General features: G+C 61.4%; 24 protein-coding genes. 12 read left to right on the top strand and 12 right to left on the bottom strand.

Translation table 11 applies throughout. From position 1 onward, the window contains the following. Positions 1 to 103: 103 nt before the first annotated feature. The 5 genes from sppA to NW855_RS08525 all read right to left on the bottom strand — a co-directional run bounded on the left by sppA (position 104) and on the right by NW855_RS08525 (position 5,454). A complete protein-coding gene (gene sppA / locus NW855_RS08505; RefSeq protein WP_011429804.1) occupies positions 104 to 910 on the bottom strand; it encodes a signal peptide peptidase SppA in 807 nt (268 codons plus the stop codon). 74 nt (positions 911 to 984) lie between these two features. Continuing rightward, complete coding sequence (fabG, locus tag NW855_RS08510) at positions 985 to 1,617, bottom strand: 3-oxoacyl-ACP reductase FabG (RefSeq protein ID WP_240527266.1); 633 nt, start codon at positions 1,615 to 1,617, stop codon at positions 985 to 987. Between the two features lie 120 nt (positions 1,618 to 1,737). Continuing rightward, entirely contained in the window at positions 1,738 to 2,577 is an 840-nt protein-coding gene (gene rsmA / locus NW855_RS08515) for a 16S rRNA (adenine(1518)-N(6)/adenine(1519)-N(6))-dimethyltransferase RsmA (protein WP_011429802.1), read from the bottom strand. A gap of 7 nt (positions 2,578 to 2,584) precedes the next feature. Beyond that, entirely contained in the window at positions 2,585 to 4,321 is a 1,737-nt protein-coding gene (locus tag NW855_RS08520; protein ID WP_414508656.1) for a sensor histidine kinase, read from the bottom strand. Positions 4,322 to 4,359: 38 nt separating this feature from the next. Beyond that, positions 4,360 to 5,454: a PIN/TRAM domain-containing protein gene (locus NW855_RS08525; protein ID WP_011429800.1), complete on the bottom strand. Its 1,095-nt coding sequence runs from the start codon at positions 5,452 to 5,454 to the stop codon at positions 4,360 to 4,362. 233 nt (positions 5,455 to 5,687) lie between these two features. Between NW855_RS08525 and NW855_RS08530 the strand changes: the two genes are divergently transcribed. The 6 genes from NW855_RS08530 (at position 5,688) to NW855_RS08555 (ending at position 11,218) form a co-directional block, all read left to right on the top strand. Beyond that, positions 5,688 to 5,930 carry a NifU family protein gene (locus tag NW855_RS08530; RefSeq protein WP_011429799.1) on the top strand — a complete coding sequence of 81 codons (243 nt, stop codon included), beginning with the start codon at positions 5,688 to 5,690 and terminating at the stop codon, positions 5,928 to 5,930. Positions 5,931 to 6,042: 112 nt separating this feature from the next. After that, a complete protein-coding gene (gene rseP / locus NW855_RS08535) occupies positions 6,043 to 7,143 on the top strand; it encodes an RIP metalloprotease RseP (RefSeq protein WP_011429798.1) in 1,101 nt (366 codons plus the stop codon). 6 nt (positions 7,144 to 7,149) lie between these two features. Further along, the gene (gene nth / locus NW855_RS08540) at positions 7,150 to 7,845 is read left to right on the top strand and encodes an endonuclease III (RefSeq protein WP_011429797.1); all 696 of its coding nucleotides are present in this window, start codon (positions 7,150 to 7,152) and stop codon (positions 7,843 to 7,845) included. Positions 7,846 to 7,894: 49 nt separating this feature from the next. Further along, positions 7,895 to 8,902, top strand: a complete 1,008-nt coding sequence (rapZ, locus tag NW855_RS08545; RefSeq protein ID WP_011429796.1) for an RNase adapter RapZ — start codon at positions 7,895 to 7,897, stop codon at positions 8,900 to 8,902. Beyond that, positions 8,895 to 10,253, top strand: coding sequence for a gluconeogenesis factor YvcK family protein (locus NW855_RS08550; protein ID WP_011429795.1), 1,359 nt, complete (start codon positions 8,895 to 8,897; stop codon positions 10,251 to 10,253). The genes rapZ and NW855_RS08550 overlap by 8 nt, the downstream gene beginning before the upstream one ends. Before the next feature lie 233 nt (positions 10,254 to 10,486). Beyond that, the gene (locus NW855_RS08555) at positions 10,487 to 11,218 is read left to right on the top strand and encodes a protein-L-isoaspartate(D-aspartate) O-methyltransferase (protein ID WP_083759154.1); all 732 of its coding nucleotides are present in this window, start codon (positions 10,487 to 10,489) and stop codon (positions 11,216 to 11,218) included. On the opposite strand, the gene NW855_RS08560 is transcribed toward NW855_RS08555, so the two are convergent. After that, entirely contained in the window at positions 11,215 to 11,967 is a 753-nt protein-coding gene (locus NW855_RS08560; RefSeq protein WP_011429793.1) for a glycerophosphodiester phosphodiesterase, read from the bottom strand. The two genes, NW855_RS08555 and NW855_RS08560, sit on opposite strands and share 4 nt — an antisense overlap. Here NW855_RS08560 and NW855_RS08565 point away from each other — a divergent pair. Further along, on the top strand, positions 11,966 to 12,151 hold the full coding sequence (locus NW855_RS08565) for a hypothetical protein (protein WP_011429792.1): 186 nt from the start codon (positions 11,966 to 11,968) through the stop codon (positions 12,149 to 12,151). The genes NW855_RS08560 and NW855_RS08565 overlap by 2 nt on opposite strands. Here the strand turns inward: NW855_RS08565 and NW855_RS08570 are convergent. From NW855_RS08570 to NW855_RS08590, 5 genes are all read right to left on the bottom strand, one after another. Next, positions 12,148 to 12,717: a peroxiredoxin gene (locus NW855_RS08570; protein WP_369781487.1), complete on the bottom strand. Its 570-nt coding sequence runs from the start codon at positions 12,715 to 12,717 to the stop codon at positions 12,148 to 12,150. The two genes, NW855_RS08565 and NW855_RS08570, sit on opposite strands and share 4 nt — an antisense overlap. 41 nt (positions 12,718 to 12,758) lie before the next feature. Continuing rightward, entirely contained in the window at positions 12,759 to 13,268 is a 510-nt protein-coding gene (locus NW855_RS08575) for a GNAT family N-acetyltransferase (protein ID WP_228375439.1), read from the bottom strand. Positions 13,269 to 13,613: 345 nt separating this feature from the next. Further along, positions 13,614 to 13,760 carry a hypothetical protein gene (locus tag NW855_RS08580; protein ID WP_011429789.1) on the bottom strand — a complete coding sequence of 49 codons (147 nt, stop codon included), beginning with the start codon at positions 13,758 to 13,760 and terminating at the stop codon, positions 13,614 to 13,616. Positions 13,761 to 14,568: 808 nt separating this feature from the next. Next, positions 14,569 to 15,285 (bottom strand): precorrin-2 C(20)-methyltransferase, encoded by a 717-nt coding sequence (locus NW855_RS08585; RefSeq protein WP_099812307.1) that lies wholly within the window; start codon positions 15,283 to 15,285, stop codon positions 14,569 to 14,571. Between the two features lie 20 nt (positions 15,286 to 15,305). Continuing rightward, on the bottom strand, positions 15,306 to 15,722 hold the full coding sequence (locus NW855_RS08590; protein ID WP_255322534.1) for an STAS domain-containing protein: 417 nt from the start codon (positions 15,720 to 15,722) through the stop codon (positions 15,306 to 15,308). A gap of 225 nt (positions 15,723 to 15,947) precedes the next feature. On the opposite strand from NW855_RS08590, the gene NW855_RS08595 reads away from it, so the two are divergent. From NW855_RS08595 to NW855_RS08610, 4 genes are all read left to right on the top strand, one after another. Next, entirely contained in the window at positions 15,948 to 20,846 is a 4,899-nt protein-coding gene (locus tag NW855_RS08595; RefSeq protein WP_414508657.1) for a translocation/assembly module TamB domain-containing protein, read from the top strand. Between the two features lie 305 nt (positions 20,847 to 21,151). Beyond that, positions 21,152 to 21,445, top strand: coding sequence for a nucleotidyltransferase family protein (locus NW855_RS08600; RefSeq protein WP_011429785.1), 294 nt, complete (start codon positions 21,152 to 21,154; stop codon positions 21,443 to 21,445). Then, positions 21,435 to 21,788, top strand: coding sequence for a DUF86 domain-containing protein (locus NW855_RS08605; RefSeq protein ID WP_011429784.1), 354 nt, complete (start codon positions 21,435 to 21,437; stop codon positions 21,786 to 21,788). The genes NW855_RS08600 and NW855_RS08605 overlap by 11 nt, the downstream gene beginning before the upstream one ends. A gap of 290 nt (positions 21,789 to 22,078) precedes the next feature. After that, positions 22,079 to 22,291: a nucleotidyltransferase family protein gene (locus NW855_RS08610; protein WP_255322556.1), complete on the top strand. Its 213-nt coding sequence runs from the start codon at positions 22,079 to 22,081 to the stop codon at positions 22,289 to 22,291. Positions 22,292 to 22,326: 35 nt separating this feature from the next. Here NW855_RS08610 and NW855_RS08615 read toward each other — a convergent pair whose 3' ends face one another. Beyond that, positions 22,327 to 22,629, bottom strand: coding sequence for a Mo-dependent nitrogenase C-terminal domain-containing protein (locus tag NW855_RS08615; protein WP_011429783.1), 303 nt, complete (start codon positions 22,627 to 22,629; stop codon positions 22,327 to 22,329). A 593-nt stretch (positions 22,630 to 23,222) separates the two neighbouring features. On the opposite strand from NW855_RS08615, the gene bchB reads away from it, so the two are divergent. Continuing rightward, the gene (bchB, locus tag NW855_RS08620) at positions 23,223 to 24,755 is read left to right on the top strand and encodes a ferredoxin:protochlorophyllide reductase (ATP-dependent) subunit B (RefSeq protein ID WP_099887224.1); all 1,533 of its coding nucleotides are present in this window, start codon (positions 23,223 to 23,225) and stop codon (positions 24,753 to 24,755) included. Positions 24,756 to 24,873 lie beyond the last annotated feature (118 nt).

Here is a 24,873-nt window from a genome sequence, read left to right on the forward strand (position 1 = left end):
AGGTGGCAAAGCGGCTTCTGGCTTTGCTTCCCAACTGCTCTCTTATGCCGGCATAAGGGTTGGGGGCGGGAGAACCAATCCTCACAGTTGTGGAGGCCGTCTCTCAAGAACCGGTGTAGAGCCACAGGGGCAGGCCTGAGGTGCTTACCTCAAATTGCAGACGCGCCAATGCCTCTGCCGCCGGTAGCAAGCGGGCCCAACCCCTGCGCCGTGGGAGCAGATCGCAGAACTTCGCATCGGGCGGCAACCCTGACAGCTCCGCGGCCCAGAGGCGGGCATCCTCTTCTGTGCCCAGGCGATCCACCACGCCCAGGTGCAGAGCTTGTTCGCCGCTGAAAATGCGGCCATCGGCAAAGGTTTTGACCACATTCACGCTTAGCCGGCGAGCGGCAGCAACGGTTTGCACAAATTGGCCGTAGGTGATGTCGATCAACTCTTGGAGGATGTTGCGCTCTTCTGGGGTCAGCTCGCGGTCAAAGGAAAGGATATCCTTGTAGGGGCCGGACTTGATGACCTTAAAGGAAATCCCTATCTTGTCCAGCAGCCGTTCGAGATTGTTGCCGCGGATAATGACGCCGATGCTGCCGGTGATGGTGCCGGGGTTGCTGACAATTTTCTCGGCTCCCATGGCAATGTAAACCCCTCCAGAGGCAGCGATGTTGCCAAAGCTGGCCACAATGCGCGTGCCCTTGCGTTCCCGCAGACGCGAGAGGGCATTGTAGATTTCCTGGGAGTCTGCCACTGTCCCACCGGGGCTGTCGATGCGCAACACCACGGCAGGGATCTGTCTTTCTTCCACCTCTTGCAAGGCTTTGAGAACCCGCTCTCGGGTTCTGCCATCGATCACCCCTGTTACCTCAATGCGGCCAATTTGCTGACGCCAGCCCCCCAAGAACCATCGCTTCAGCATAGGAAAACGGCACGAAAATAAGCCTCTACCCTCGTATCATGAAGGCCGTCTGGGGGCGCGGTCAACCAAGCAGCTCAGACATTGCCGTACACCGGGATCGCCGCCCCTCTCAGATCCCGCGCCGCTTCCGAGACCAAAAAGGCGATCACCTGCCCGATCGACTCGGGCTTTACCCACAGCTCCGCCTGCTCGGAGCCCATGGCAGCCCGGTTGGCCGGCGTGTCGATGATGCTGGGCAGGATGACGTTGGCGGTGATGTCGGTGCCTTTGGTTTCGGCGGCAATGGTGCGGGTCAGGGCCACCACCCCCGCTTTGGAAGCACAGTAGGCGGCCAGTTGGGATCCCGGCTCTACCGCCCCTCGGGAGGCCACCGTCACGATCCGTCCATAACCCTGTTGCCACATCTTGCGCAGGCTGTGCTTACAGGCCAGGAAGGTGGTGGTGAGGTTGAGGTCAAAATCGCGCCGCCAATCTTCTAGGCTGTACTCGTGAGTGGGGCCCATGGCAAAGCCGCCCACCAGGTGCACCAAACCATCGACGCGGGGCAGATCGTCGATGAGCCGTGCCACAGCGGCTTCGTTCAGCAAATCCACCTGCACAAAGCGCACCTGATCCAGGCTATTGGCCGGCAGGCGCTGCCGCAAAACAGCCAACTCCTCCTCTTGGCGGTAGGTCAAGGTCAACTCTGCCCCTGTGTCCAGGAGCACGGGGGTTACTCCCAACCCGAGCCCACCGGTACCGCCAGTTACAAGGATCTGTCTGCCTTGGTTGTTGAGCATAGGTTGTTTTGGGGTCTGGTGAAAAACCCTTGAGGACTTCCTCTCACCCTACCGCGGTTTTCCCTCGCCGGAAACGGCAGCCATCCTAGGTGTCTGCTCCAGCAGCAGATCGCTCAGGGCCAGCCAATCGGGCAGATCCAGCTCTTCGGCACGGGCCGTGGGGCTGAGGCGGAGCTGAGCCAGAGCGGCGGCCACGGTCTGGCGATCCACGAGGCCTCCCAGAGCATTGACAAGTTGCTTGCGGCGGGCGGAGAAGCCCTGGCAAACCAGTTGGGAGAACCAGCGGGGATCGCGGGCGGGGGTGGGGGCGGGGCGGGGAGTGAGGCGAACCACTGCCGATTCCACTTGGGGAGGAGGCCGGAAGGCGCTGGGGGGCACGCGGCAGATGAGCTCGCACTCGGCCAAGTAGCGCACCCGTACACTCAGAGCGCCGTAGGCTTTGCTGCCAGGGCCGGCCTGCAGGCGCTCGGCCAGCTCTTTTTGCACCATCAAGACGATGCGCTCAAACTGCCTCACCGGCTGGGCCGGGGATCCCAACACTTTCTCCAAAATTGGGCCAGTGAGGTTATAGGGGATATTGGCCACCAGCAGGCGGGGCTGAGGCGGCAGCGGCAGGCGAAGAAAATCTCCTTCCACCAAGTGAAAGCGGGGTTGGTCGGCGAAGCGCTTTTGCAGCAGCCGACACAGATCCCGATCGATCTCTACCGCCACCACATGTACGCCCTGGGCCAGCAACCGCTGCGTCAACTGCCCGGTGCCGGGGCCGATCTCCAGAACCCACGCAGGATCCCTCTGAGGAGGCGGCAACTGGGCGGCCCGCACAATCGCCTCATGAACCGCGGGATCCTTAAGCCAATGCTGGCCAAACCGTTTGCGGGGATAGGGCATCGGTGGATCAGCACTGGGCCGGATAGGGCATTAGGTTGGGATTCGTAGCCTCTGGGGGGCCTTCTTGAGCTGGGCTCGCCTCCCCCCCTGGGAGCGGCTGGCGGTAGAGGGGCACGGTAAAAGTGACGGTGGATCCCAGCCCTTCGCCCAGGCTATAGAAGTTGATCTCTCCCCCCATTGCCTCCACCAGCCGTTGGCTGATGGCTAGGCCCAAGCCGGTGCCGCCGTACTGGCGGGTGGTGGAGCCATCCACCTGGGTGAAGGCCTGAAACAGCTTCTGCTGCTTTTCCAGCGACACGCCGATCCCGGTATCGATGACGCGGATGCGGGCCATCCCCGGGTCGCCGGGAAGGAGGTCGGCTCGTACCGTCACCGAGCCTTTGGGGGTGAACTTGATGGCATTGCCCACCAGATTGAGCATCACCTGCAGCAGGCGTTGGTAATCTCCGTACAGCCAAATCCGATCCGGCGTGGGGGGCAGGTGGAAGCTAAGTTGCAATCCCTTCTGTTTGGCCTGCAGGCCGGTTTTGGCCTCCACATCCTTGAACAAGGCGCGCAGGTCGCAGGGCTCAAACTGCAACTGCATTTTGCCCGCCTCGATCTTGGCGATGTCCAGCACGTCGTTGATCAAGGCCAACAGGTGCAGGGCCGAGCGGTAGGCCTCCTGCAAAAAGTCCAGCTCCTCTTCTCGGCTTTCGGCCATCCCGTCCAGCACCAGCCTAATAAAGCCGATGATCCCGTTGAGAGGGGTGCGCAGCTCATGGGAAGTATTGGCCAAGAATTGACTTTTCAGTTGGTTGGCCGATTCTGCTTGGGCGCGGGCCTGCTCCAGCTCTTTGTTTTTCTGGCGCAGTGTCTGGTTGGCCAACTGCAGGCGAGTGGCCAGTTGGCGACTTTGATCCAGCAAAATGGCGTGGGCAATGGCGGTGCCCAGGTAGGTGGCGATGCTCTGCAGCACCTGAAGGTGGCCGGCCTGCCAGAGGGGGGCTTCGTTGGGGGGCAACACTTCCAGCCAGAGCAGGCTGTTGGCATAGCCCCGGTAAGACATGGCGATGGCCAGATGGCGTCCCATCACCACCGGCTCTTCTTGACGAAGGGCTTGCAGCAGAGGCGGGTGATCCGCCAGACGCAAGGTCTGGTTCAACAGCGAGGGATCCCCCGGGTTGCGGCGGTACTCAGCATTGACTGTGAGGGAGTCCTGCCCCATTTCGTAGAGGGCCAGCAGGCAGCGATCCGCCCCGAACAACTGGCCCAACTGCTCCACCGTCTGCTGGCACAGCTCGCGGATGCCGAGGGAGTGGCCGATGTTGCGCAGCAACTGCGCCGTGATCCCCGGCACCGGCTCGGTCAGGAGGGGATGGCGCTGGGCAGGGGGGCTGCCGGCTCCGCCGGCCAAGTTGAAAGGCGTCGCCCCCAACACCTTGCCCACTACCGACACGGCCACCACCTCCCCCTCCATGTCCCGCACCGGGTTGAGGCAAAGATGCAAGTGCAACTTGTAGCGGGGAGAAATCACCTGACACTGATGCTGCAAGGGATCCCCGCTCGCAAACACCTGCCTGAGCTTGGCTTCGTACTCCTCCGCATTGGCCACCTCCCAGCTTTGCTGTCCGCTCAGGATCTGCTGCGGGTAGATGGCGTAGTTCTCAGCACCCTCCCAATAAAAACTCCAGAAACGCTGCTGGCGATCCTGGGTGTAGAAAATCAGATCCGGTTGGAGGACGCCCATTGGGGGAGAGGCCATCATTGCGTCGGGAAAACAAAGCTCTTCGGCCTGAAGCCTCAGGTTTTCGCAGAGGAAGCTGGGCTGGAGTCCTTGTTGAGGCGGGCGAAGAGCATCCGGCCCGCCGAGGTTTGAATGGCGCTGGTCACCACAACCGAGCGAGTCTTGCCCAGAGAGCGCTGTCCCTCTTCCACCACCACCATCGTGCCATCCTCCAGATAGCCAACCCCCTGGCCCGGCTCCTTCCCTTCGCGGGTGATCTTGATATCGAAGCTGTCGCCGGCAATGTAGATGGGCCGCAAGGCTTCGGCCAGCTCGTTCACGTTGAGCACCTTGATCCCCTGCAGTGTGGCCACCTTCTTCAGGTTGTAATCGGTGGTCACCAGCGTTCCCCCCACATTCTGGGCCAGGCGCACCAGCTTCTCGTCCACGGTGGCCAGATCCGGGTAGTTGGCTTCGTGAATCACAAAGCGGTCGGGATAGGCCTGGCGCAGGGCTTGCAGCGTATCCAACCCTCTGCGGCCTCGCTCCCGTTTTTGCGGATCGGCTTTGTCGGCGATGGTTTGCAGCTCCGCGATAACAAAGCGAGGGATCACCAGCGTTCCCTCCAAAAAGCCTGTCTCGATCAACTGGGCCACGCGCCCGTCGATGATGGAGCTGGTGTCCAAAACCTTGGGGCTGGCCGCCACCACACTGCCCTCTGCGGCCGCCTGCAGGGCGTAGTTGGGGTTGAACAGGCGCAAGAGCGCAGGGCCATGGGTATCGGCCAAACTCACCCCCAAGTAGGCAAAGGACAAGCTAAAAAAGACGGAGGCCAGCGGCTCGATAAAGCTATTGAGCTGCTGAGGCAGGGGCAACAAATAGACAGGAGCCATGGCCAAGTTGGCAATCACCAGGCCGATCACCAACCCCACCGAGCGGCTGATCAACACATCCGGCGGCAGCGAGCGTACATTGGCCTCGAAGCGGCGGTAGCCCCAGCGCACCAAGGATCCAAAAGCCAAACCCGCTAGGACACCAAAGCCGCTGGTAACCACGCGCGCCCCCTCCACATTGGCCCCCTGAATGGCGGCAGGAGGGAGCAGATCCAGGCCGTAGAATCCAAGACCCGCCCCGGCCAACATGAAGATCACAATCAGTAAGACATCTAACATGGCGAAGAAAGCGCCCCTGCTCAGAATAGGCTTGGGTCTGCTGCTCGCAACAGGCAAATCTGAGTCCTATTCTAGTCTTCTGGCTGAAGAGAGGGATCTCATCCCCCACCCCGAAAGAAGGAGACTATGCTGAAGAAGGGCGATCCCTCCCTGGCTTGAGGGGTCTGGCGAGAAATCGCTACAATCAACATCTCGACATCCCAGGCAAGGTCTCAGCAGAGCTGGAAGCAACTATGGCACAAGCACTGGAACTAACGGCCGAAAATGTGGAAAAAGTCCTCAACGAGCTGCGCCCCTACCTGCAAGCCGATGGCGGCAACGTAGAGCTGGTGGAAATCGACGGCCCGGTGGTGAAGCTGCGCCTACAGGGGGCCTGTGGCGCCTGCCCCAGCTCCACCCTGACCTTAAAAATGGGCATCGAGCGCAAGTTGCGGGAGAGCATTCCCGACATCCTGGAAGTAGAACAAGTGTTCTGAGGGCTCTGCCGCTTCTGGTCTGTTATCTTGGTTCCTTAAGGCGGCAGGTGCAGCCGCCGCTGTGGCTCTCTGCCTCTTGCTCTTTTTTTCCTTCTCTCCTTCAAGCCAGCCCATGCCCGTTCTCCTCTCCATCGCCATTCTCGCCCTGCTGATCCTGGTGCATGAGGCGGGACACTTCGCCGCAGCCAAACTCCAAGGGATCCACGTCAACCGCTTTTCGCTGGGATTTGGCCCGGTGCTGTGGCGCTACCAGGGCAAGGAGACGGAGTACGCCATTCGCGCCCTGCCGTTGGGGGGCTACGTGGGCTTTCCCGACGATGACGAGCGCTCTCCCTACCCGCCCGACGACCCGGATCTGCTGAAGAATCGCCCTGTCGCGGATCGCCTGGTGGTGATGAGCGCGGGGGTGATGGCCAACCTGGCCTTCGCCTATCTGGTGCTGGTGCTGATGTTTGCCACGCTGGGGATCCCATCGGTGACGCGCATCCATCCCGGCATTCTCATCGCCCAGGTGATGCCGGATAGCCCGGCGGAGCGGGCCGGCTTGCAGGCGGAAGATGTGGTGTTGCGGGCAGCCGACCACGATTACAGCACGGTTGCCGACGAGGCCTCGGCCTTGGCAGCTCTCAATGATTTTCAGGCGTTGATCCGCCGCAGCCAAAACCGGCCCGTCCCCCTGCAGGTGCAGCGAGGGGAGGGGGATCCCATTCTGGAGATCACGGTGACTCCCGAGATGCGGGGAGAGGTGGTGGCCATTGGGGTCAACCTGGCCCCCAACCAAGAGGTGACACTGCGCCCGGCTCAGAGCCCGGCAGAGATCTTTGCCGAAGCCGGGAACGCCTACCAGCGCTTGGTGATGATGAACCTCAGTGGCCTGCAGCAGCTCCTGCAGAACTTCCAAAACACCGCCACCCAGGTATCCGGCCCGGTGGGGATTGTCAAGCTCGGCGCGGATCTGGCGCGGGACGATGCTGCCAGCTTGTTTAATTTCACCGCCTTGATCAGCATCAACCTGGCTATTCTCAACCTGTTGCCCCTGCCCGCCTTGGATGGGGGACACATCGCCTTTTTGATCTTGGAAGCGATCCGCGGCAAGCGGCTGCCCAAAGAACTGGAGGAACGGGTGATGCAGACGGGCTTGGTGCTGCTGCTGGGGCTGGGGGTAGTGCTGATCTTCAAGGACACCCTTGCCATCGTCACCGGGTCGGGCTAGTTGCAGATGAGCGGCAAGCGGGCTTTGCGCCAGCGGGCTTTGGAGATCCTGATCCGGCTGAAGCGCCATTACCCCAACTCTACCTGTGCCCTCCACTACGAAACGCCGCTGCAACTGCTGGTGGCCACCATTTTGTCTGCACAGTGCACCGACGAGCGAGTCAACCAAGTTACGCCGGAGCTGTTTCGCCGCTTTCCCGATGCCCAGGCGCTGGCGGCGGCGCCGCGGGAGGAGATCGAGGCCCTGATCCGTCCCACCGGCTTCTACCGCAACAAGGCTAAACACATCCAAGAGGCCTGCCGCAAGATCGTGACGGACTTCGGCGGCCAGGTGCCCCGCACCATGCCGGAGCTGCTCACTCTGCCGGGGGTGGCCCGCAAGACGGCCAATGTGGTCCTGGCCCATGCCTTTGGCATCAACGCTGGCGTGACTGTCGATACCCACGTCAAGCGCCTCAGCCGTCGCCTCGGCCTCACCGAGCACGAGGATCCCGTGCGCATCGAGCGGGATCTGATGCAGTTGTTGCCGCAAGCCGACTGGGAAAATTGGTCCATTCGCCTGATCGAGCATGGGCGGGCCATTTGCACCGCCCGCAAGCCCCTTTGCGAACAGTGTTTTCTGGCCGATCTCTGCCCCAGCGCCCCCCTCCCGGGGCCGGCGGAGAAAACGGACAGAGAAGCCGCAACAGCCTCCCAGACTTGAGCGCCTGGCATCCGGTTTTTCGGCTCCCCCTCGCCCTAGAATAGGCTGCATGGACGATCAAGCGACTAGACCGACCGCCGCGACCTCGCCTGTTCTCGTTATTGCCGGGCTGACGGGATCCGGGAAAACCCTGGCCATCCAGCAATTGGAACAACTGGGCTACACCGGCTTGGAAGGGATCCCGCCTGACCAGGCCGTTTATTTAATCGAGGCAATCCGGCCTCGCCACCCTGCTCTAGCGGTGAGCCTAAACCTCCACACCCCGGAATATCGGGAGCAGTTCCTTGCCTTTGACCGCTGGCGGCAAGCGCAAGGGATCCCTTTCCTCTTTCTGGAGGCTCGTCCCCTGGTATTGCTCAACCGTCTCAGCGCCCACCGCCGCCCCCACCCTCACCGCCCTGGCCTTGGCCTGTTGGAGGCCATTGAGCAGGAAGTGCGCGATCTGGCCCCCGTGCGGGAGCGCTGCACCCACCTCCTGGATACGTCTGAGCTGAACAGCCAGCAACTGCGGCAGCAATTACAAGCCCTGGTCCACGGGATCCCACAGCCGCTCAACCTGAGGCTGGTCAGCTTCGGCTTCAAGTACGGTGCCCCCCCCGATGCCAACTTGCTGTTCGACGTGCGCTTTTTGCCCAATCCCTTCTTTCAGCCCCATCTGCGCCACTTGACCGGCCAGGATCCGCCTCTGCAGGAGTTCCTCTTTGCGGATCCAGTTACCCAATCCACCTACCGGCAGATCTTTTCTCTGGTGCAGGCGTTCTGGCCCCACTACCGAGCAGAACGACGGCCTCACCTGACCGTGGCCATCGGCTGCACCGGCGGGCAACACCGCTCTGTGGCTCTGGTGGAGCGCCTGGCTGAAGATCTGCGGCCCTGGGCTGTCCCCACCGACAACCCTGCCCTGCCTGCCCTGAACATCCAGGTGCAGCACCGCCATTTGCTGGATTCGCAGCGGGAGCTGGAGGCCCGCTTTGGCCCGCCACCCCCTGCCGCTGGCGTAGAACAGCAACAGGTTAGGATCCCTTTGGCCGGCGTTCCTGCACCTCCCCATGACTAAGCCCGCGCCCAGCAACAAGTCCACTGTGTGGGGGCCTCGCCGTCGCCAGGCCACTTGGCCGGGAAATGGCTGGAAATGGCTCTTCCCTGGTCTGGCGGTCAAGCGCTGGCTCACCCTAGCCGTGGGGGGCGTGCTGCTGATGGTGCTGGGCATCGCCATCTGGACAGAGCTGACCCCCATCTTTCGCCTCAAGCGATTAATCGACATCACCCTGCGCCTGATCACCACCTGGATCCCCAACAACATCAGCGGCCCCTTGGTGACCGGGATCGGCTTGGTGATGGTGGTGCTGGGCTTTCGCAGCGCCATGCGCTCCATCGAAGATGTGCTGATCCCAGAAGGAGACGAGGCGCTGGTGGATAAGCTCCTGTCGCGGCGACGTCTGAGTCGTGGCCCTCGCATCGTGGTTCTGGGGGGCGGCACCGGCCTTTCCAACCTGCTGCGGGGGTTGAAGCACTACAGCTCCAACATCACCGCCATTGTCACCGTGGCCGATGACGGCGGCTCCTCAGGGCGCTTGCGGCGGGAGATCGGCGTGTTGCCCCCTGGAGATATCCGCAACTGTCTCACCGCCTTGGCCAACGAAGAAAAGCTGCTCACGGAGCTGTTTCAATACCGCTTCCAGGCTGGGGAAGGTCTGAGCGGGCACAGCTTCGGCAACCTGTTCATCACCGCCCTCACCGCCGTAACCGGGGGCGACCTGATTCGGGCCATCACCGCCACCTCGCAGGTCTTGGCCATTCAGGGACGGGTGCTGCCGGCCACCCTGGCGGACGTCACCCTCTGGGCGGAGTTGAGCGATGGCCGCCGCGTGGTGGGCGAGTCCAACATCGCTAAAGCCAGGGGGCGCATTTGCCGCATTGGCTGCGACCCGCCCAACCCTCCTGCCTTGCCCGAGGCGATCGAGGCCATCGAGGCGGCAGAGTTTGTGGTGCTGGGGCCGGGTAGCCTCTACACCAGCATCATCCCTAACCTGTTGATCCCGGAGATTGTGGAAGCTCTGGCCAAGAACATGGCGCCCCACATCTACGTGTGCAACATTATGACCGAGCCAGGGGAAACCGACGGCTACACCGTTGGGGATCACGTCATGGCCCTGGATCGGGTGGCGGGCGTGCGCTTGTTCGATGGTGTCCTGGTACAGCGGGAGCCCCCTTCTCTCCGCGCCTTGGAGCATTACCGCCGCAATGGCTCTGAGTTTGTGGTGCTGGATCCGGATAAGCTGGCCTACCTAGGTTGCCGGGCAGTTCTGGCCAACGTCATGCAAGAGGATCCTGAGACCGGCTTGGTGCGTCACAACCCTGAGCGCCTAGCGGCGATGCTGATGCGCTGGTTTGACAGACACCGCTAAACCACCCCACGGCCCCACCTTGCTAAGGGCTAGCTGTAGCCGGTAGATCCTTGCGGCTAAGTCGTGCACAAGAGGAGTTTCCATCCCCTTGCGGGAAGGGGTAGGGGAAAAAGCCTGATTAAAGCTGGAAGTCTTTTGGAAAGTAGGCCAGGATCGAGTTGAGGGATCCCAAGTGACGGCGCAGCGTTCCCGGAAAATCCCGGCAAGCTGTTAGCTTTGGAGGTTGTGCGCCAATGGTAAAGTTGTTCTCGTCTCTTTTTAAGAGGACTTCTGACTCCTTGGCTGGGATCCCGGCTGCCGAGTTGGGCGCTCCTCAGTCCTGTGCCGGCGATAGTGGCATGGATCCCTGGGCTGGCCAACGGGAGCGGATGGTGAGGGAGCAGATCTTGCAGCGAGGGATCCGCGATCCCCGGGTGCTGGAGGCAATGCGCAAGGTGCCGCGCCACCTTTTCGTTCCCCCGGAGCTGCGGGAGCGCGCCTACAGGGATTGCCCGCTGCCCATTGGCTACGGCCAGACGATTTCTCAGCCCTATATTGTCGCCTTTATGACTGAGGCGGCCCGCCTCACCCCTGAGTCGGTGGTGCTGGAAATCGGCACCGGATCCGGCTATCAGGCGGCCATTTTGGCCGAGCTGGCCCGGCAAGTATATAGCCTGGAGCGGCTGGCTCCCTTGGCCGCCCGCGCTCAGCAAACCCTGGCCTCCTTGGGCTACCGCAACGTGGAGGTGCGCCAGGGAGATGGCTATCAGGGTTGGCCGGAACACGCCCCCTACGACGCCATCGTGGTGACGGCAGCCCCCCCAACCCTGCCGACGCTGCTGCTGGATCAACTGGCGGTGGGAGGTACCCTGGTGGTGCCGGTGGGCGAAAGCCAGGGATTCCAATCCTTGCTGATCCTCCACAAAACCCCGGAGGGGGTGGTGCAAAAGGGGGCCTTCCCAGTGCAATTTGTGCCCATGGTTTAGTCTTCTGCGGCCAGCCAGAGCTGGCGGCGAATTTGCAGCGCCAACTGAGGGTGGTCGGTGATCAGCCCCCGCACCGGCGGCTCCTCCCCAGACGGGCGCAAACAGAAGGCCATGATCTCCGGATCGTTGACCGTCCAGACGTAGAGCGGGATCCTGGCTTGGGCCGCCGCCGCCAAAAACGGCAGGTCCAGCCAAGAGTAATGGGGGGCGAGAAAATCCGCTCCCACCTCGCGGCAGTAGGTCAAGAGGGATCCCTTCTCTCCCTCCGGCTGCGCCTCCACCAACAGGCCAACCTGGGGGGCAGCCCCTCCCAGAAGGGCTTTCACCCGTTGCGCCACCTGGGGCAAAAAAGAGGTGATCACACACTCTGCAGGGGTCAAGAGCTTGCCGATGAGGGCGAGGATCTGTTCTTCGTAGCCCGCCTCTTTCAGCTCGATATCGAGGGCAATCCTGCCCCTGACGTGGAGCAGCGCTTCTTCCAAGCTGGGGATCGTGGGCTTGCGGGCGCGGATCTCCGCCCAAGTGAGCGCCGCCAGCGGCTGCCCCTCCAGCTCGGCATCGTGAAAAACCAGCGGGATCCCGTCGCGGCTGCGGCGCACGTCCAGCTCGATCCCGTCGGCCCCGCCTTCGATGGCCGCCGCAAAAGCGGCCAGGGTATTCTCCTCGGCGTGGGTGTGATCCCCGCGGTGGGCGACAATCCGGGTGGGAAAGCGATAGTCTGGAGGAGTTGAAATAATCTCTCTAGCCATGGACACAGCTGCAATTGCCGCCTTCAAAGAGCGCATCAAGCGCATTCGCGAGCGCCGGCCCACCTTGGTCAAGCTTTTGGAAAAGCCAGACCTGGGCAGCTTGCGGGTCGATGTCAATCAAGCCTTGGAGGAGATCGACGAGCTGCTGCAGGAGTTCGAGCAGACCTTTGGCCCCCAGGACTAGCCAGCCTGGGCGAGCTCTTGCAGTTGGGCCAAGACCTCGGCACTGTGCCGAGAGGGGTTGACAATCGGGTCGATGGCCCGCAGGATCCCCTCAGGATCGATCAAAAAAGTGTTGCGCAGGGCCATCTCCCCCGTCCAGGAGCCGTAGGCGCGGCTAACCGTGCCCTCAGGATCCGAAAGCAGAGGAAATTGCAGCCCCTCTGCCGAGCAAAACCGTCGGTGCGAGTCCACCGAGTCGGCGCTCACGCCCACAATCTCCGCTCCCAGCGTCCGAAACTTGGGCAGATCCTGCTGGAAGCGGCGCGCCTCGATGGTACACCCGGCAGTGAAGTCGCGGGGATAGAAGTAGAGCACCACCCACTTGCCGCGAAAATCCGCCAGCCGCCGCACCTGGCCCGACTGATCCGGCAGCTCAAATTCCGGCGCCGGCGCCCCGATCTGCGGCAGGGGGGTGGTGCCCCACTGGGCCAAAGCGGGCTGAACCCCTGCCCAGCTCACCAGCAAAGCCGTAAACAACCCCACAAGGCCCAACCAGCGCCAGCTCCTGCCCCCTTCCTCGATAACCACTGCAACACCTCTCCAGCTTTCTAGCTCTAGTTTACATAACTTCACGGCAGCCACTTGCAGAGCAAAAGCTGGGGTGGGATCCCCAGCCAATGCCAAAGTTGAGAGGTGCGCTGGATGGGAGTGTAGCGCAGTTGGGCGTAGAGCTGCCGGGCGGCCAGATTGTCTTCCACCACGTGCAGATACAACTGGTGATAGCCCCAACCTTGCACCACTCCTTCGGCGCTGAGCAAAAGCTGCCGCGCGATCCCGCGCCGCCGCCAAGGGGGCAACACCGCCAAGTTGGCCAGATAGGGATACTTCCCATGGGCCATCGCCCGCAAGGAGATCTCGGCAGTGGCCACCACCTCGCATCCCACCGCAGCCGCCAGGCAGCAGTAGTGCGGATCCCTGGCCGCCAGCTTGAGGCGCAAATCCTCGCGGATGCCCAACTTGTGAATCGGGTGGAGCCAGCGCTGCAGACCCAAGGGCGGGTAAAAGACCTGGGCGAGAACCTCCGCCACGGGCTCCAAATCACCTAGCGTGACGGGATAGACCACGAGGGAGGGCAACACAGAGGAAAACAGGGCGTTCAAGCATCTGTTGCAAGCGTCCTTGCTATTTTCGCAGAGAAGCGGCAAGCAGCTCGCAGCCAACAAGAAGTGGCGGCAACCCCACCGGCACCGCCACTGAACCGACAAAACTTGAGTGGAGGGGAAACCACCCACCCCCATGCACGTCACCTGCATCCAAACTTAGCTGTCTCTTCACTTATTCGATTGTTCTGAGCGATTGTTCTGAGCTCACCCCCCTCTGCTCAATTGACGGGGAGAGTAGAACAGCCACCTGACGAACCAACTTTTGAAGCTCTGCTCCCGAGGGTTGAAGTGCCAAAACCTGACCCGCTCTCGCACTGTGCCCTACAGCTCCCCAGCATAGCGAGCTGAGCCTTTGGCGCGATAGACATCATCGGTAATGGGCTGGTAACCTACTTCAACCAGATCAGACTTGGCAGGCGTGAACACGCGGATAACTGCTCTAGCAATTTTCGAGAGAAAGGCAAGCATAAAAACCTCCTCCAAGCGAGCGTGAAACTATGAACTGGGCGAACCCAAAATTGCTAAAGCCCGCAGCCCTTGCTCTACTGAGCAGAGTCCTGATTCGCCAGAGTCTGCAGGGGGGAGCACCTGAACCCGACCGAGCATCGGTTTTCCACCTCTTCCTTGATCCTAAACGGAGACTCGAAATAGCAGGCCGGCATCCCTTAAACGGGTAAGACCGCTCGCCATCTTGCCATCTCACCAGAGGTAAACGACCCCTTATCGTTGCAGCGGCTGACCTCAACAGACCCGACCGCTATTTGATTTAGCTCCCATGTCCCTTCTTCGGAAGAAAACCTGTCGTAGGTGCCAGGTGCTCCTCTGGGCAAGACAACCGCTTGCTATAGAAACCTGCCGGCGCAACGGATCGGAAGTTTGCACGAGATTGGATCAAAACGTTGACCGACAGGAAGCTTTGAGCTTGGGCAGATTGCAGGCTGGTGTCTCGCCTTTGAGATGAAGCTGAGATATTATCCTCCTTGCTTGAATCACTACATTTCTAATCTAGCTTGGGTCAAATCCCTCTACAATGGCTGGCAACTGTTCTTAACAGTCTAGGTCATTTCTTTAATCGTTCTTCCCATATTTCTTCAACATAGGTCTCCAGTAGATCTTGCAGTCGGATCCTCTGCCCTTTTCCAGAAGAAAGGTCTACTTTTTAGAAACTTTCCAGAAAGCAGGGGGGCTGGATCCCCAGCTCAGCCGAGGATTTGACCGAGACCACTCGACCCGGCCTCGGTGGGCCTCCCCCTTCAGGCGGGTGTCGGGGAGAACTTCAATTCCGGGGCCGAGAGCGCAGGATCAGCAGGGAAAAGTAGGGGGGGCGATAGTCGGCCAATCCTTCTAGGGTGGGGAAGAGAGCTTGCTGGGGCCAACCGGCCCAAACCACCAAGCTGGCCTGCTGTAGCCAACCTCTTGCCGCTAGCCACTGCCAAACCTGAGGATAGACGGGGGCCACTTTCATCAGCACAACCACGTCGGCCCAGGTGCAGGCCTTCTCCAGCTCCGTCAGGGCAAAAAGAGCAGGCAAAATCGCCAATTTCTCGGAGCCGAGCGCCAAAGGGGATCCCAGAGCGGCAGCGGCGGCAAGAGGAGAGCACACCCCCGGTATGGCCTGGATGGGCAAGTCGGGGATCCGCTGCCGCAGGGCTTGGGACAGGTAGGCAAAGGTGCTGTAGAGGCCCACATCCCCTTCGCAGACAAAGGCCACATCTTCTCCCCGCTCCAGAGGCGGGGCCAGTTGCTCGGCAGCCGCTTGCCAGGCCGCCTGCAGCAGCTCGACTTGGGTAACAAAGGGCAGATGCAGCGGCAACAGGGTTTGTTCCGGTCGCAGCCAAGGGCGCACGATTTGGTAAGCTAGGCCCGGCTGGCCGGCGGCGTTCTGGGGGCAGGCCACCCACCTGACGGCGCCGAGGATGCGGGCTGCTTTGAGGGTGAGCCACTCGGGATCCCCGGCCCCGGCGCTAATGCCCCAAAAAGTCCCCAGGCCCATGGTGGAGCTTGTCCGCCAGCTCAGGAAGCTTGGCCGTCTGGCCCCTCAGGCCTTGCCTCGGCGGCGTCGGGGCGAGTGTCAGGCTCTGGACGTCCCCCACCTTCTGCGGCCAGATGATCGAGGGCCTCTTGGAGCGAGTTGCGCAAGGACAAAAACTTCTCTAGCCGCACCAGTTTCACCGTTTGGGTGATGCGGGGGTTGCTCACCACCTGAAAGATGCCCCCACGGCTCTGGGCCAGCTTGGCCAATTGCACCAGGGCACCGACGCCAGAGCTATCGATGAAGTCGATCCCCGTCAAATCCAGGATGAGATTGGGGGATCCCTCTTCTAGGTATTTGGTGACCACCTTAACGAAGACCGGCTCAGAAAAGGCATCCAGAAGGCCCGTCAGGTAAAAGACCTGGCAGTTCTCCAGCGCTTCGTGGCTGCCGCGCAAGCTGACCGTCAGAGACAGAGGTTCCGGAATGGCTTTTCTCCTTTTATCTATCTCGACAGAGGGTTGAGGCCCGATCTCGGGCGTGGAGATAGCTTAGCATCCCTACTCCCTTGGCGAGACGGTATTTTTCCGCGGGCAGGGGATTGCGGCTGGGGGCAGGGATCCCTGCTTTTTGGCCCCTCGTGGCAAGGCGGGAGTCCTTGGGTAGGATGGGGGCAGTTTTTGATGTTCCCCAAGGAGGCCGGCCTGCGGGCCAGACAGGGCTTCTCAAGTGGGGTGGTTGGGATCCCTGAGGGGCGAGCGTTGGGAGAGGATCGGCAGGAGCAAGAGGGGCAGCGGCGACGCTTTTCCCTTCCCCCCGGCACCTGGATGGGGGCGGGGCTGGGTTTGGGCTTGACGGCTGCCGCTTTTGGGGCTGCCTGGGGAATCGGGGCCTACTTTCAAGATCGGGTGCTGCCCCAGGTGGAAGCTACCCTCTCGCAGGCGATGCGCCGGCAGGTGGAATTGGGGGAGGTAAGGTTTGTAGCCCCTTGGCAGGTGAGGCTAGGGGAAAGCCACATCGAACATCTGGCCAGCATCGGCTCCATCGACCTCAGCCCCGACTTCTGGACCTGGCTGCAGACGGGGGAGTGGGTGCTCAATATTACCCTGAATCAGCCGCAACTGCTGCTGATGGAGACGCTGGATCGCGGCTGGGCAGACGTGCAGTTTCAACTGCCAGAAGGCGAGGGATCCCTGCCCTTGCAGGGGCTGAACATCCGTTTGCAGGGGGGATCCCTGACGGCTATTCCCTTAGTGGGAGAGCGGCGCCGGTTTGAGCAGTTGCAGGGCCAGGCGCAGGTGTGGCTGAGTGCCCCGCCGGGGGAGGAGGGAGGGGGTCGGGCCAGTTTCCAGCTCTCGGCGGCGCTGCGCTCTCTGGAGGGGGAAGGGGGCTACCCCCTGCAGCTCCGGGGGGTGGCGGATTTCGCCCAGGCTTCTGGCTCGGTGACGCTGGCCGCTCGGCGCCTGCCTTTGGAGCTGCTGCCCAGCGTCTTGCCGGCGGCGCCCTTGACTGAGGTGGAAGGGGAAGCCAGTCTGGATCTGCAAGTCCTCTGGGGAGGAGAACGCCCTTGGGAGTTGACGGGGCAAGCCCAGGTTCAGCAGGCGCGGCTGGGGCTGGAGAGGTTGCCCCATCCTTTTGAAGAGGTGAAGGGCTCCGTTCGCTTTACCCTAGAGGAGCTGGAACTGCAGGGGGTGAGCGGTCGTTTTGGCCAGCTTGCTTTTGAAGATCTCAACGGCTCCATTGTCTTCGGCGACAAGGAGGGATTGGATCTGCAAGCCGCTATTGCCCCGGCCAGCCTGCAGCAGATCCAGGAGACTTTCAACGTTGAGCTGCCGGCGGAAGGGGTGGTGGCGGGATCCCTGAGGGTCACCGGGCCGCTGAATGGGCCGCAGATCCAAGGGCAGTTGCGAGGGATCTCGCCGGGGCGGGTGGATCGCCTGCCGGTGCCGGAATATGCTTTTGGCTTCCGCTTGGCCGATCAAACCTTGGCCTTTGAGGAAATCGACCTGAAGGCCGCCGGCGGGCGGATCCAGGGATCCGGACAACTGCAATGGGCTGCCGGCTTAGCAGGCCGGTTCGATCTCCAGGTCACCGGGGCCGATGTAGAGCAGGTGCTGGCTCTCTACGCCCTCAACCTGCCGCGGCGGGGCGAGCTGGGGCCGGTAAGTGCCCAGGTGCAGGTGGCGCTGGCGGGATCCCGGCCCCAGGTGGAGGCCACCTGGACAACCCAAGGAGGAGAGATTGCCGGCAGAGGACAGCTGCAGATCTTGCCCGAGGCCGAGGGGTGGGCGGTACAGGTGCCGCAGGCGGTGTTGGAGCTGGGCGGGGGCCGGGCCCAGGTGGCGGGGCGGTGGGCGGGAGGGCAAGTCCAAGCCCAAGTGGCTCCCCAGGATCTGCCGCTGGCCTTTTTTAACCCGCAGTGGCCGGGATCCCTCTCTGGTGAGCTGATGGCGCAGGTGGACACAGGGGAGGCGGCGGAGGTGGGTTTCCTGGCGGCGTTGCGGGCGCAAGGGTCGCTAGCCCTGTCCCAGCCTTTGGGAGAGAGGGGAGTGCAATGGGTTGACGGCATCCGCGGCCAGGTAGCTTGGGAAGGATCTGGCTTGCGTATCCAGCAGGCAGAGATCTTGGCCGACACCGCCCGCTTGGCCAGAGTAGAGGGAGAGATCCCGGTGGATCCCCAGACGCTGCAGGTGGGATCCCTGGACCTGAGCTTTGCCGCTGACGGGATCCCCCTGGCGGAAGTGCCCGGCCTGCCGCCACTGCTGCAGGGGGTGCTGCAGGGATCCGGGCAGATCCGCGGCTCTCCGGACAACCTGCAGGTGGCTGGCGAGGCGCAGTTGCGCGGCTTGCAGGTGGGGGAGGTGGCCTTTGCCGACTTGGCCGGGCCCTTTAGCTGGTCTGCCCAGGGGACGGCGGTGGAGCTAGTGGGGGCGCGGGAGCGGCTGGCGCTGCAGTTGGATCCCCAGTTTCGGCCTGTGCAATTCCAGGTGCGGCGGGGCGAGGCGGAAGTGCGCGGCCAACGCCAGCAAGATGAACTGCAGGTGACGGCAAGCCAGTTGCCGCTGGCTTTGCTGGGAGGGTTGGCTGCCGGGCCCTGGGCTGGCCTGGGCGGAACCCTCAATGGGGAGGTGGCGCTTGACCTGGCCAGTGGCGCCGCTCGAGGTCGAGCTGCGGTCGAGGGGCTGCGGCTAGGCGATCTCGCGGTGCAGGGCCTCTCAGTGGATTTCGATTATCGCCCCAGCGACGACTCCCGCCCCGCTCGCCTGACCCTTGCCCAAGCCCAACTGGAGCTGTTCGAGAGCCTCTACACCGCCAGCGGCACTTTGGAGCTGCCGGCAACCTCTCTCCAGGCTGCTTTGGATCCCACCTCGGAAGTCCCCATTCCCCAAATCGACCTGCAGATCAGCACCCGTCAAGGCCGCTTGGAAGATATCGTCTCTACTTTCAAGTGGCGGGAGTGGAGCGATATCACCAGCCGCGGTTTTCGGCTGCCACCTTTGGGCCCTGCCGCTGTGTTAGAGACAGAGCCGGTCGGCCTGCCCGGCTATCCGCTGCTGCAACAACTGGAGTACTACGCCCAGATCCTGGCCGCCCACCTGGGGGCCCTGGCCAGCCGTATGGATCCCCGCATCCCGCCGCCCACCAGCCTGCAGGGGGAATTTCAGGCCAGCGTCAGCCTGGTCGGCAACCTCAACCGGCCCAGCGTCAGCTTTCAGCTCGAGGGCCAGAATTGGCAGGCCCAGGAGTTCAGCATCGAGAGCCTCACCGCCAGCGGCAGCCTGGTCGAAGGGGCGGTGGTGCTGCAGCCGCTGCTGTTGCGCAGTGGCGAACGCCAGGCCCTGTTCTCTGGCAAGGTGGGCCTGGAGGAACAGTCGGGATCCCTGCAAATCCAAGCATTTCCTCTGGCTTTGCTGGATCGCTTCCTGCCGGACGAGCTGGAGCTGCAGGGAGATCTCAACCTGGATGTGGAACTGGCAGGCAACCTGCGGGATCCCCGGGCCCGCGGCTCCCTGACGGTGGTCAACGCCCAGATCAACCAGGTGCCGCTGCGGGAGGTGGGGGGACAATTTGACTACAACCAGGGTCAACTGCGCCTGGAGGGCGCCCTGCTGGCCAACGGCGACGAGCCGATCCGCCTTTCCGGCCTGGTGCCCTACACCCTGCCCTTTGCGGAGGTGCGGGCCGCATCGGATCAGATCGACCTCACCCTGCAAGCCGAGAATGGCGGCCTGCGCCTGATCAACCTCCTCACCGACCAGGTGCGCTGGGAAGGGGGCCAAAGCCAACTGGAGCTGGCCATCCGCGGCAGCTTGCGAGAGCCCAGCCTGCAGGGGAACCTCAGCCTTAGCTCCGGGATCCTCAAGTTGGCCGCCCTGCCGGAGCCCATCACCGACCTGACCGGCCAAATTTTCTTTAACCTCAACCAATTGGAGGTGCGGGAGCTGCAGGGCCAGTTGGGGGGCGGATCCCTCTTGGCCAACGGCTTTTTGCCCGTCAACTCCCGCGGCGCCCTGCAGATGGACGAGACCTCGCCACCCCTAACGCTGCAACTGCAAGGGATCCAGCTCACCCTGCCCAACCTCTACACAGGCCGCCTGCAGGGGGAGGTGGTGGTGGGCGGCCTGCTGCTGCGGCCTTTGCTCGAGGGGCGCCTGGAGGTCTCCCAAGGGATCGTAGATGCCAGCCCCCGCCCTGAAAAAGGGGAAGCGGCGGCAGCTCCCGCAGACTCGACTCAGGCGGATCCCTTTTGGCAGCCGCGGCTCAACGGCCTGGAGCTGGTTTTGGGGCCCGGGATCCGCGTGCAGCGGCCCAACCTGTTTGAATTCCACGCCAGCGGCAGCTTGCGCCTGTTCGGCACTCCCCAAGACCTGCGTCCGGCGGGCACCATCGCCCTGGAGCGAGGCCGCGTCAGCCTGCCCATTGCCAACTTTCGCCTGGATCGCTCCCGCCCCAACACCGCCACCTTTGACCTGGACAACCCCTTCGATCCTTTCTTAAACCTGCGCCTGGTGACCCAAGCCTTCGAGGTCTATCGCTTTCCCCAGGATCTGTCCCCCTTCGACACCAACCGCAACCTGCCGGGATCGCAGCAGAGCATCGAGATCTTTGCCAACGTCAACGGGCGGGCCAGCCAGCTTGCGGCTGCGGATCCCCGCAACGGCGTTCTGACCCTTTCCAGCAGCCCCAGCCGCTCCCCCCAAGAGATCGTCGCCCTGTTGGGGGGAACAGCTTTGGCCCAACTCAACCCCGAAGCAGGGGTGGCCGGGCTGGCGGGAACGGCTTTGCTTAACGATGTGTTGGAGACGCTGCGGGACACCCTCGGCTTGGATGAGGTTCGCCTCAGCCCCGTTCCCCAGGTCGATACCCGTGCCCCCAGACGCTCCTCAGTCGGCCTGGCGCTGGAGGTGGCCCGCGATCTGGGGCCGGCTACTTCCATCTCGGTGCAGCGCAACCTGACGGATCCCTTTCAGCCCACCCGCTACAGCGCCCGCTACCGCCTCAACGACCAAACCCTCACCCGTGCCACCACCGACCTCGAGGGCAACAACGTCCTTTCCCTGGAGTTCGAGACCCGCTTCTGACGGGATCCGCTCTGGCCAGACTACGGTTTGTTACATCGTTATTGCTACGCAACGCTGTCGCGAATGCGTCGGCGGCGCAGAGCGCTTGGGTAGTGGCGAGGATCCCTTGGAGAGTGTCTTATATCTGGTTTAAAGTGGCCATAGTTTCTCAACGGCTTTTGGACGGCCAGGGATCCCTTGAACCCGACTTCCTAAAGATAGCTAGAATAAACACCTGCCTGTGTGAGCCTGGAAGATCAAAACAAGCGGCCAACCTGTGTTCCCACTTGGAGAGTTGACAAGTGAATGATCCAATCTGACCAGCCATGAGGAAACAACAAGTATTGCAATTGCTCGGCGAGCAATTTGCCGAGATTCAAAAGCAATTTGGTGTGCGGCGACTGGCCCTGTTTGGCTCAACTGCTCGTGGCGAGGATCAAGCCGGCAGCGACATCGATATCCTAGTTGAATTTATTGGTAAAGCCGACTCCAAGCGTTACTTCGGTCTGCTCTTCTACTTGGAAGACAAACTTGGATGCCCCCTAGACCTTGTGACCGACAAGGCTCTACGCCCCGAACTTCGTCCATTGATAGAAAAAGAAGCAATCTATGTCCCGTGAATGGCGTTTCTACCTAGATGATATGATTGAATTTGCCAAGCGAGTCCTTGAATACACAGAGGGGTACACTCAAGAAGACTTTGAACGGGATCGCCGAACCTATGATGCGACCTTGAGAAACATCGAGTTGATTGGTGAGGCAGCCACTCACATTCCTGCAGAAGTCCGTAACCAGAACGAAAATATTCCTTGGCGACAACTCATTGCCACTCGTAACCGTATCATTCATGCTTATCTTGCTCTAGACAACGACGTTTTGTGGAGTATCATCCAAAGTGACATGCCCCAACTGCTTGACAATTTACAGAAACTAAAGCGTAGTCTCTCCGATTCTCCCTGCTAACCCTAACTTCAGGAGCAACGCCGCCGTTTTCATCCAGTTGGAAACCCCCTCTGACGGGATCCACTCTGGCCAGACTACGGCTTGTTACATCGTTATTGCTACGCAACACTGTCGCGAACGCGCCGGCGGCGCAGAGCGCTTGGGTAGTGGCGAGGATCCCTTGGAGAGTGTCTTATATCTGGTTTAAAGTGGCCATAGTTTCTCAACGGCTTTTGGACGGCCAGGGATCCCTTGAACCCGACTTCCTAAAGATAGCTAGAATAAACACCCGCCGTGTGCGGTGACTGGCCCTGTTTGGCTCAACTGCTCGTGGCGAGGATCAAGCCGGCAGCGACATCGATATCCTAGTTAAATTCATTGGTAAAGTCGACTCCAAGCGTTACTTCAATCTGCTCTTCTACTTGGAAGACAAACTTGGATGCCCCCTCGACCTTGTGGCCGACAAGGCTCTACGCCCCAAACTCCGTCCACTGATGAAAAAAGAAGCAATCTATGTTCCGTGAATACATGTGGAGTATCATCCAAACCGAAAGTCGATCTAGAGGTAGCGGCTGATGTCTTCTCCCTGTTCTGCCAAAAACGACAAAGCCCGGAAGCGCAGCCCTACTACTTGATCGTAGAAGGGGTTGAGCTTGCACATCGGTGGAATGTGCATCAGTTTGTGGCCAAACAACACCACATCTCGCTCGAAAGGACAGCGGGCCGGGATCCACCGACACAAAAAGTGGGCCAAGCGGGGATCCTGAACTTCAATGCTGTCAATTGCCGCTCGAATCGGTTGCAAGGGCGCCTGCAGCCAGTTGCGCAGGCAAGCCGCAGACTTAAGATATGTGACAGTCATGGAATCCATCTGCTCCTGAGGGGCTTTGCGATCACGTTGCCAAGAAATCGTGGTAGAGCCCATGGCCTTTCACCTCAACACCTCAAAGGGTGTTCGCTTTCTCCAGCAGCCACGCCCTTCTGCCCGGGTCTTTGCCCAGGTTTGTATCCAGGGAAACAGAAGAGCCTCTCTCCAGACTCAGTCTGCCTTGGCTGGCCAAAAACTTGCCTGGGTAACCCAAAATCTCTGCTCAAGTTTGTAGAGGTACACATTTTGTATTCAAAAGTTAATCTGTAACGAAAGCTACGGAAATTGGGTTCTTCGCCGGCAAGCTGCCAAGCGGAGTCCAGGGCTGCTGCCCCTATTTCCAGCATGGAACAGGCCTTGAAGTCAGGGTAGAGGGATCCCCGTAATTGTCGCTGTCTTGAAAGGGCCGTTTTGCTTTTGATCGATGATGTTTACAATCGCCGTGGCCGGGAGTTACGGAGGATAACGGCCAAGGGATCCCGGCTGCCGGGCGTTCTACAATGCCAGAAGAGATTTGCAGCGGGTGAGAAGTCGGCGGCGGATTGGGATCCCGGCTCTTGCCTCGGTTTTCATTTGAGAGGCTGTCCATGAAATTGGCCTATTGGATGTACGCTGGCCCCGCCCACATCGGCACGCTGCGGGTGGCCAGTTCTTTCAAAAACGTTCACAGCATCATGCACGCTCCCCTGGGGGACGACTATTTCAACGTGATGCGTTCCATGCTGGAGCGGGAGCGGGACTTTACCCCGGTAACCACCAGCGTCGTTGATCGGCAGGTGTTGGCGCGGGGATCGGACGAGAAGGTGATTCGCAACATCGTCCGCAAAGACGGCGAGGAGCAGCCTGATCTCATTGTGGTTACCCCCACCTGCACCTCCAGCATTTTGCAGGAGGATCTGCATCACTTTGTGCGGCAGGCGCAGTTGTCCAGCCGCTGTGACGTGCTGCTGGCCGATGTCAACCACTATCGGGTCAACGAGTTGCAGGCCGCCGAGCGCACCCTGCACCAGATTGTGGAGTTCTATATCAACAAAGCCCGCAAAAGTGGGGAGTTGAGCGGCCCGCCCCGGAGGACGGAGCGTCCTTCCTGCAACATCCTCGGCATCTCCAGCCTGGGCTTTCACCATGCCCACGATCTGCGGGAGTTGAAAAAGCTGCTCCAGGATCTGGGGATCGAGCTCAATTTGGTGATCCCGCAGGGGGCCAGCGTCCACGATCTCAAGCACCTGGGGCGGGCCTGGTTTAACGTGGTGCCCTACCGGGAACTGGGGCCGATGACGGCTCGCTACCTGCAGGAGCAGTTTGGCACACCTTATGTGGAGATCACCCCCATGGGGGTGGTGGAAACAGCCCGCTTCATCCGCCAGATCCAGCAGGTTCTCAACGAGCAAGGGATCCCGGTGGACTACGAGCCCTACATCCAGGAGCAGACCCTCTACGTTTCCCAGGCGGCTTGGTTCTCCCGCTCCATCGATTGCCAAAATCTGACCGGCAAAAAAGCCGTGGTCTTTGGGGATTGCACCCATGCGGCAGCCATCACCAAGATCCTGGCCCGCGAGATGGGGGTTCATGTGGTCTGGGCGGGCAGCTATTGCACCTACGATGGCGAGTGGTTCCAGGCAGAGGTGGGCGGGTATTGCGATCAGGTGCTGCTGACCGAAGATCACACCCGCGTAGCCGATGCCATTGCCCAGGTGGAGCCTGCCGCCATCTTCGGCACCCAGATGGAGCGGCATGTGGGCAAGCGGCTGCGGATCCCTTGTGGGGTAATCTCGGCGCCCATGCACGTGCAAGATTTTCCCATCGGCTACCGGCCCTTTTTGGGGTATGAGGGCGCCAACCAAATTGTGGACCTAATCTACAACTCCTTTACCCTGGGCATGGAGGATCACCTGCTGGAGGTCTTCGGCGGCCACGACACCAAAGAAGTGATCCACAAGAGCCTGAGCGCCGATTCCGATCTCATCTGGACGCGAGAAGCCCAGGCGGAGCTGAACAAAGTGCCCGGCTTTGTGCGCGGCAAGGTGAAACGCAACACCGAAAAATTTGCCCGCGAGCGTGGCCTGACCGAGATCACCCTAGAGGTTATGTATGCGGCCAAGGAGGCTCTCGGGGCTTGACGGGATCCATCCCAGGGGATGGCAGGTCTGGCCAGCCGATCCACAAATGGAACTCCTGTACAACGCCGCGCACCTGCCAGGATCCCCAGGGATCCACCTGCCAGGTTAGCCGAGCTTG

Source organism: Synechococcus sp. RC10B2, from assembly GCF_047502635.1.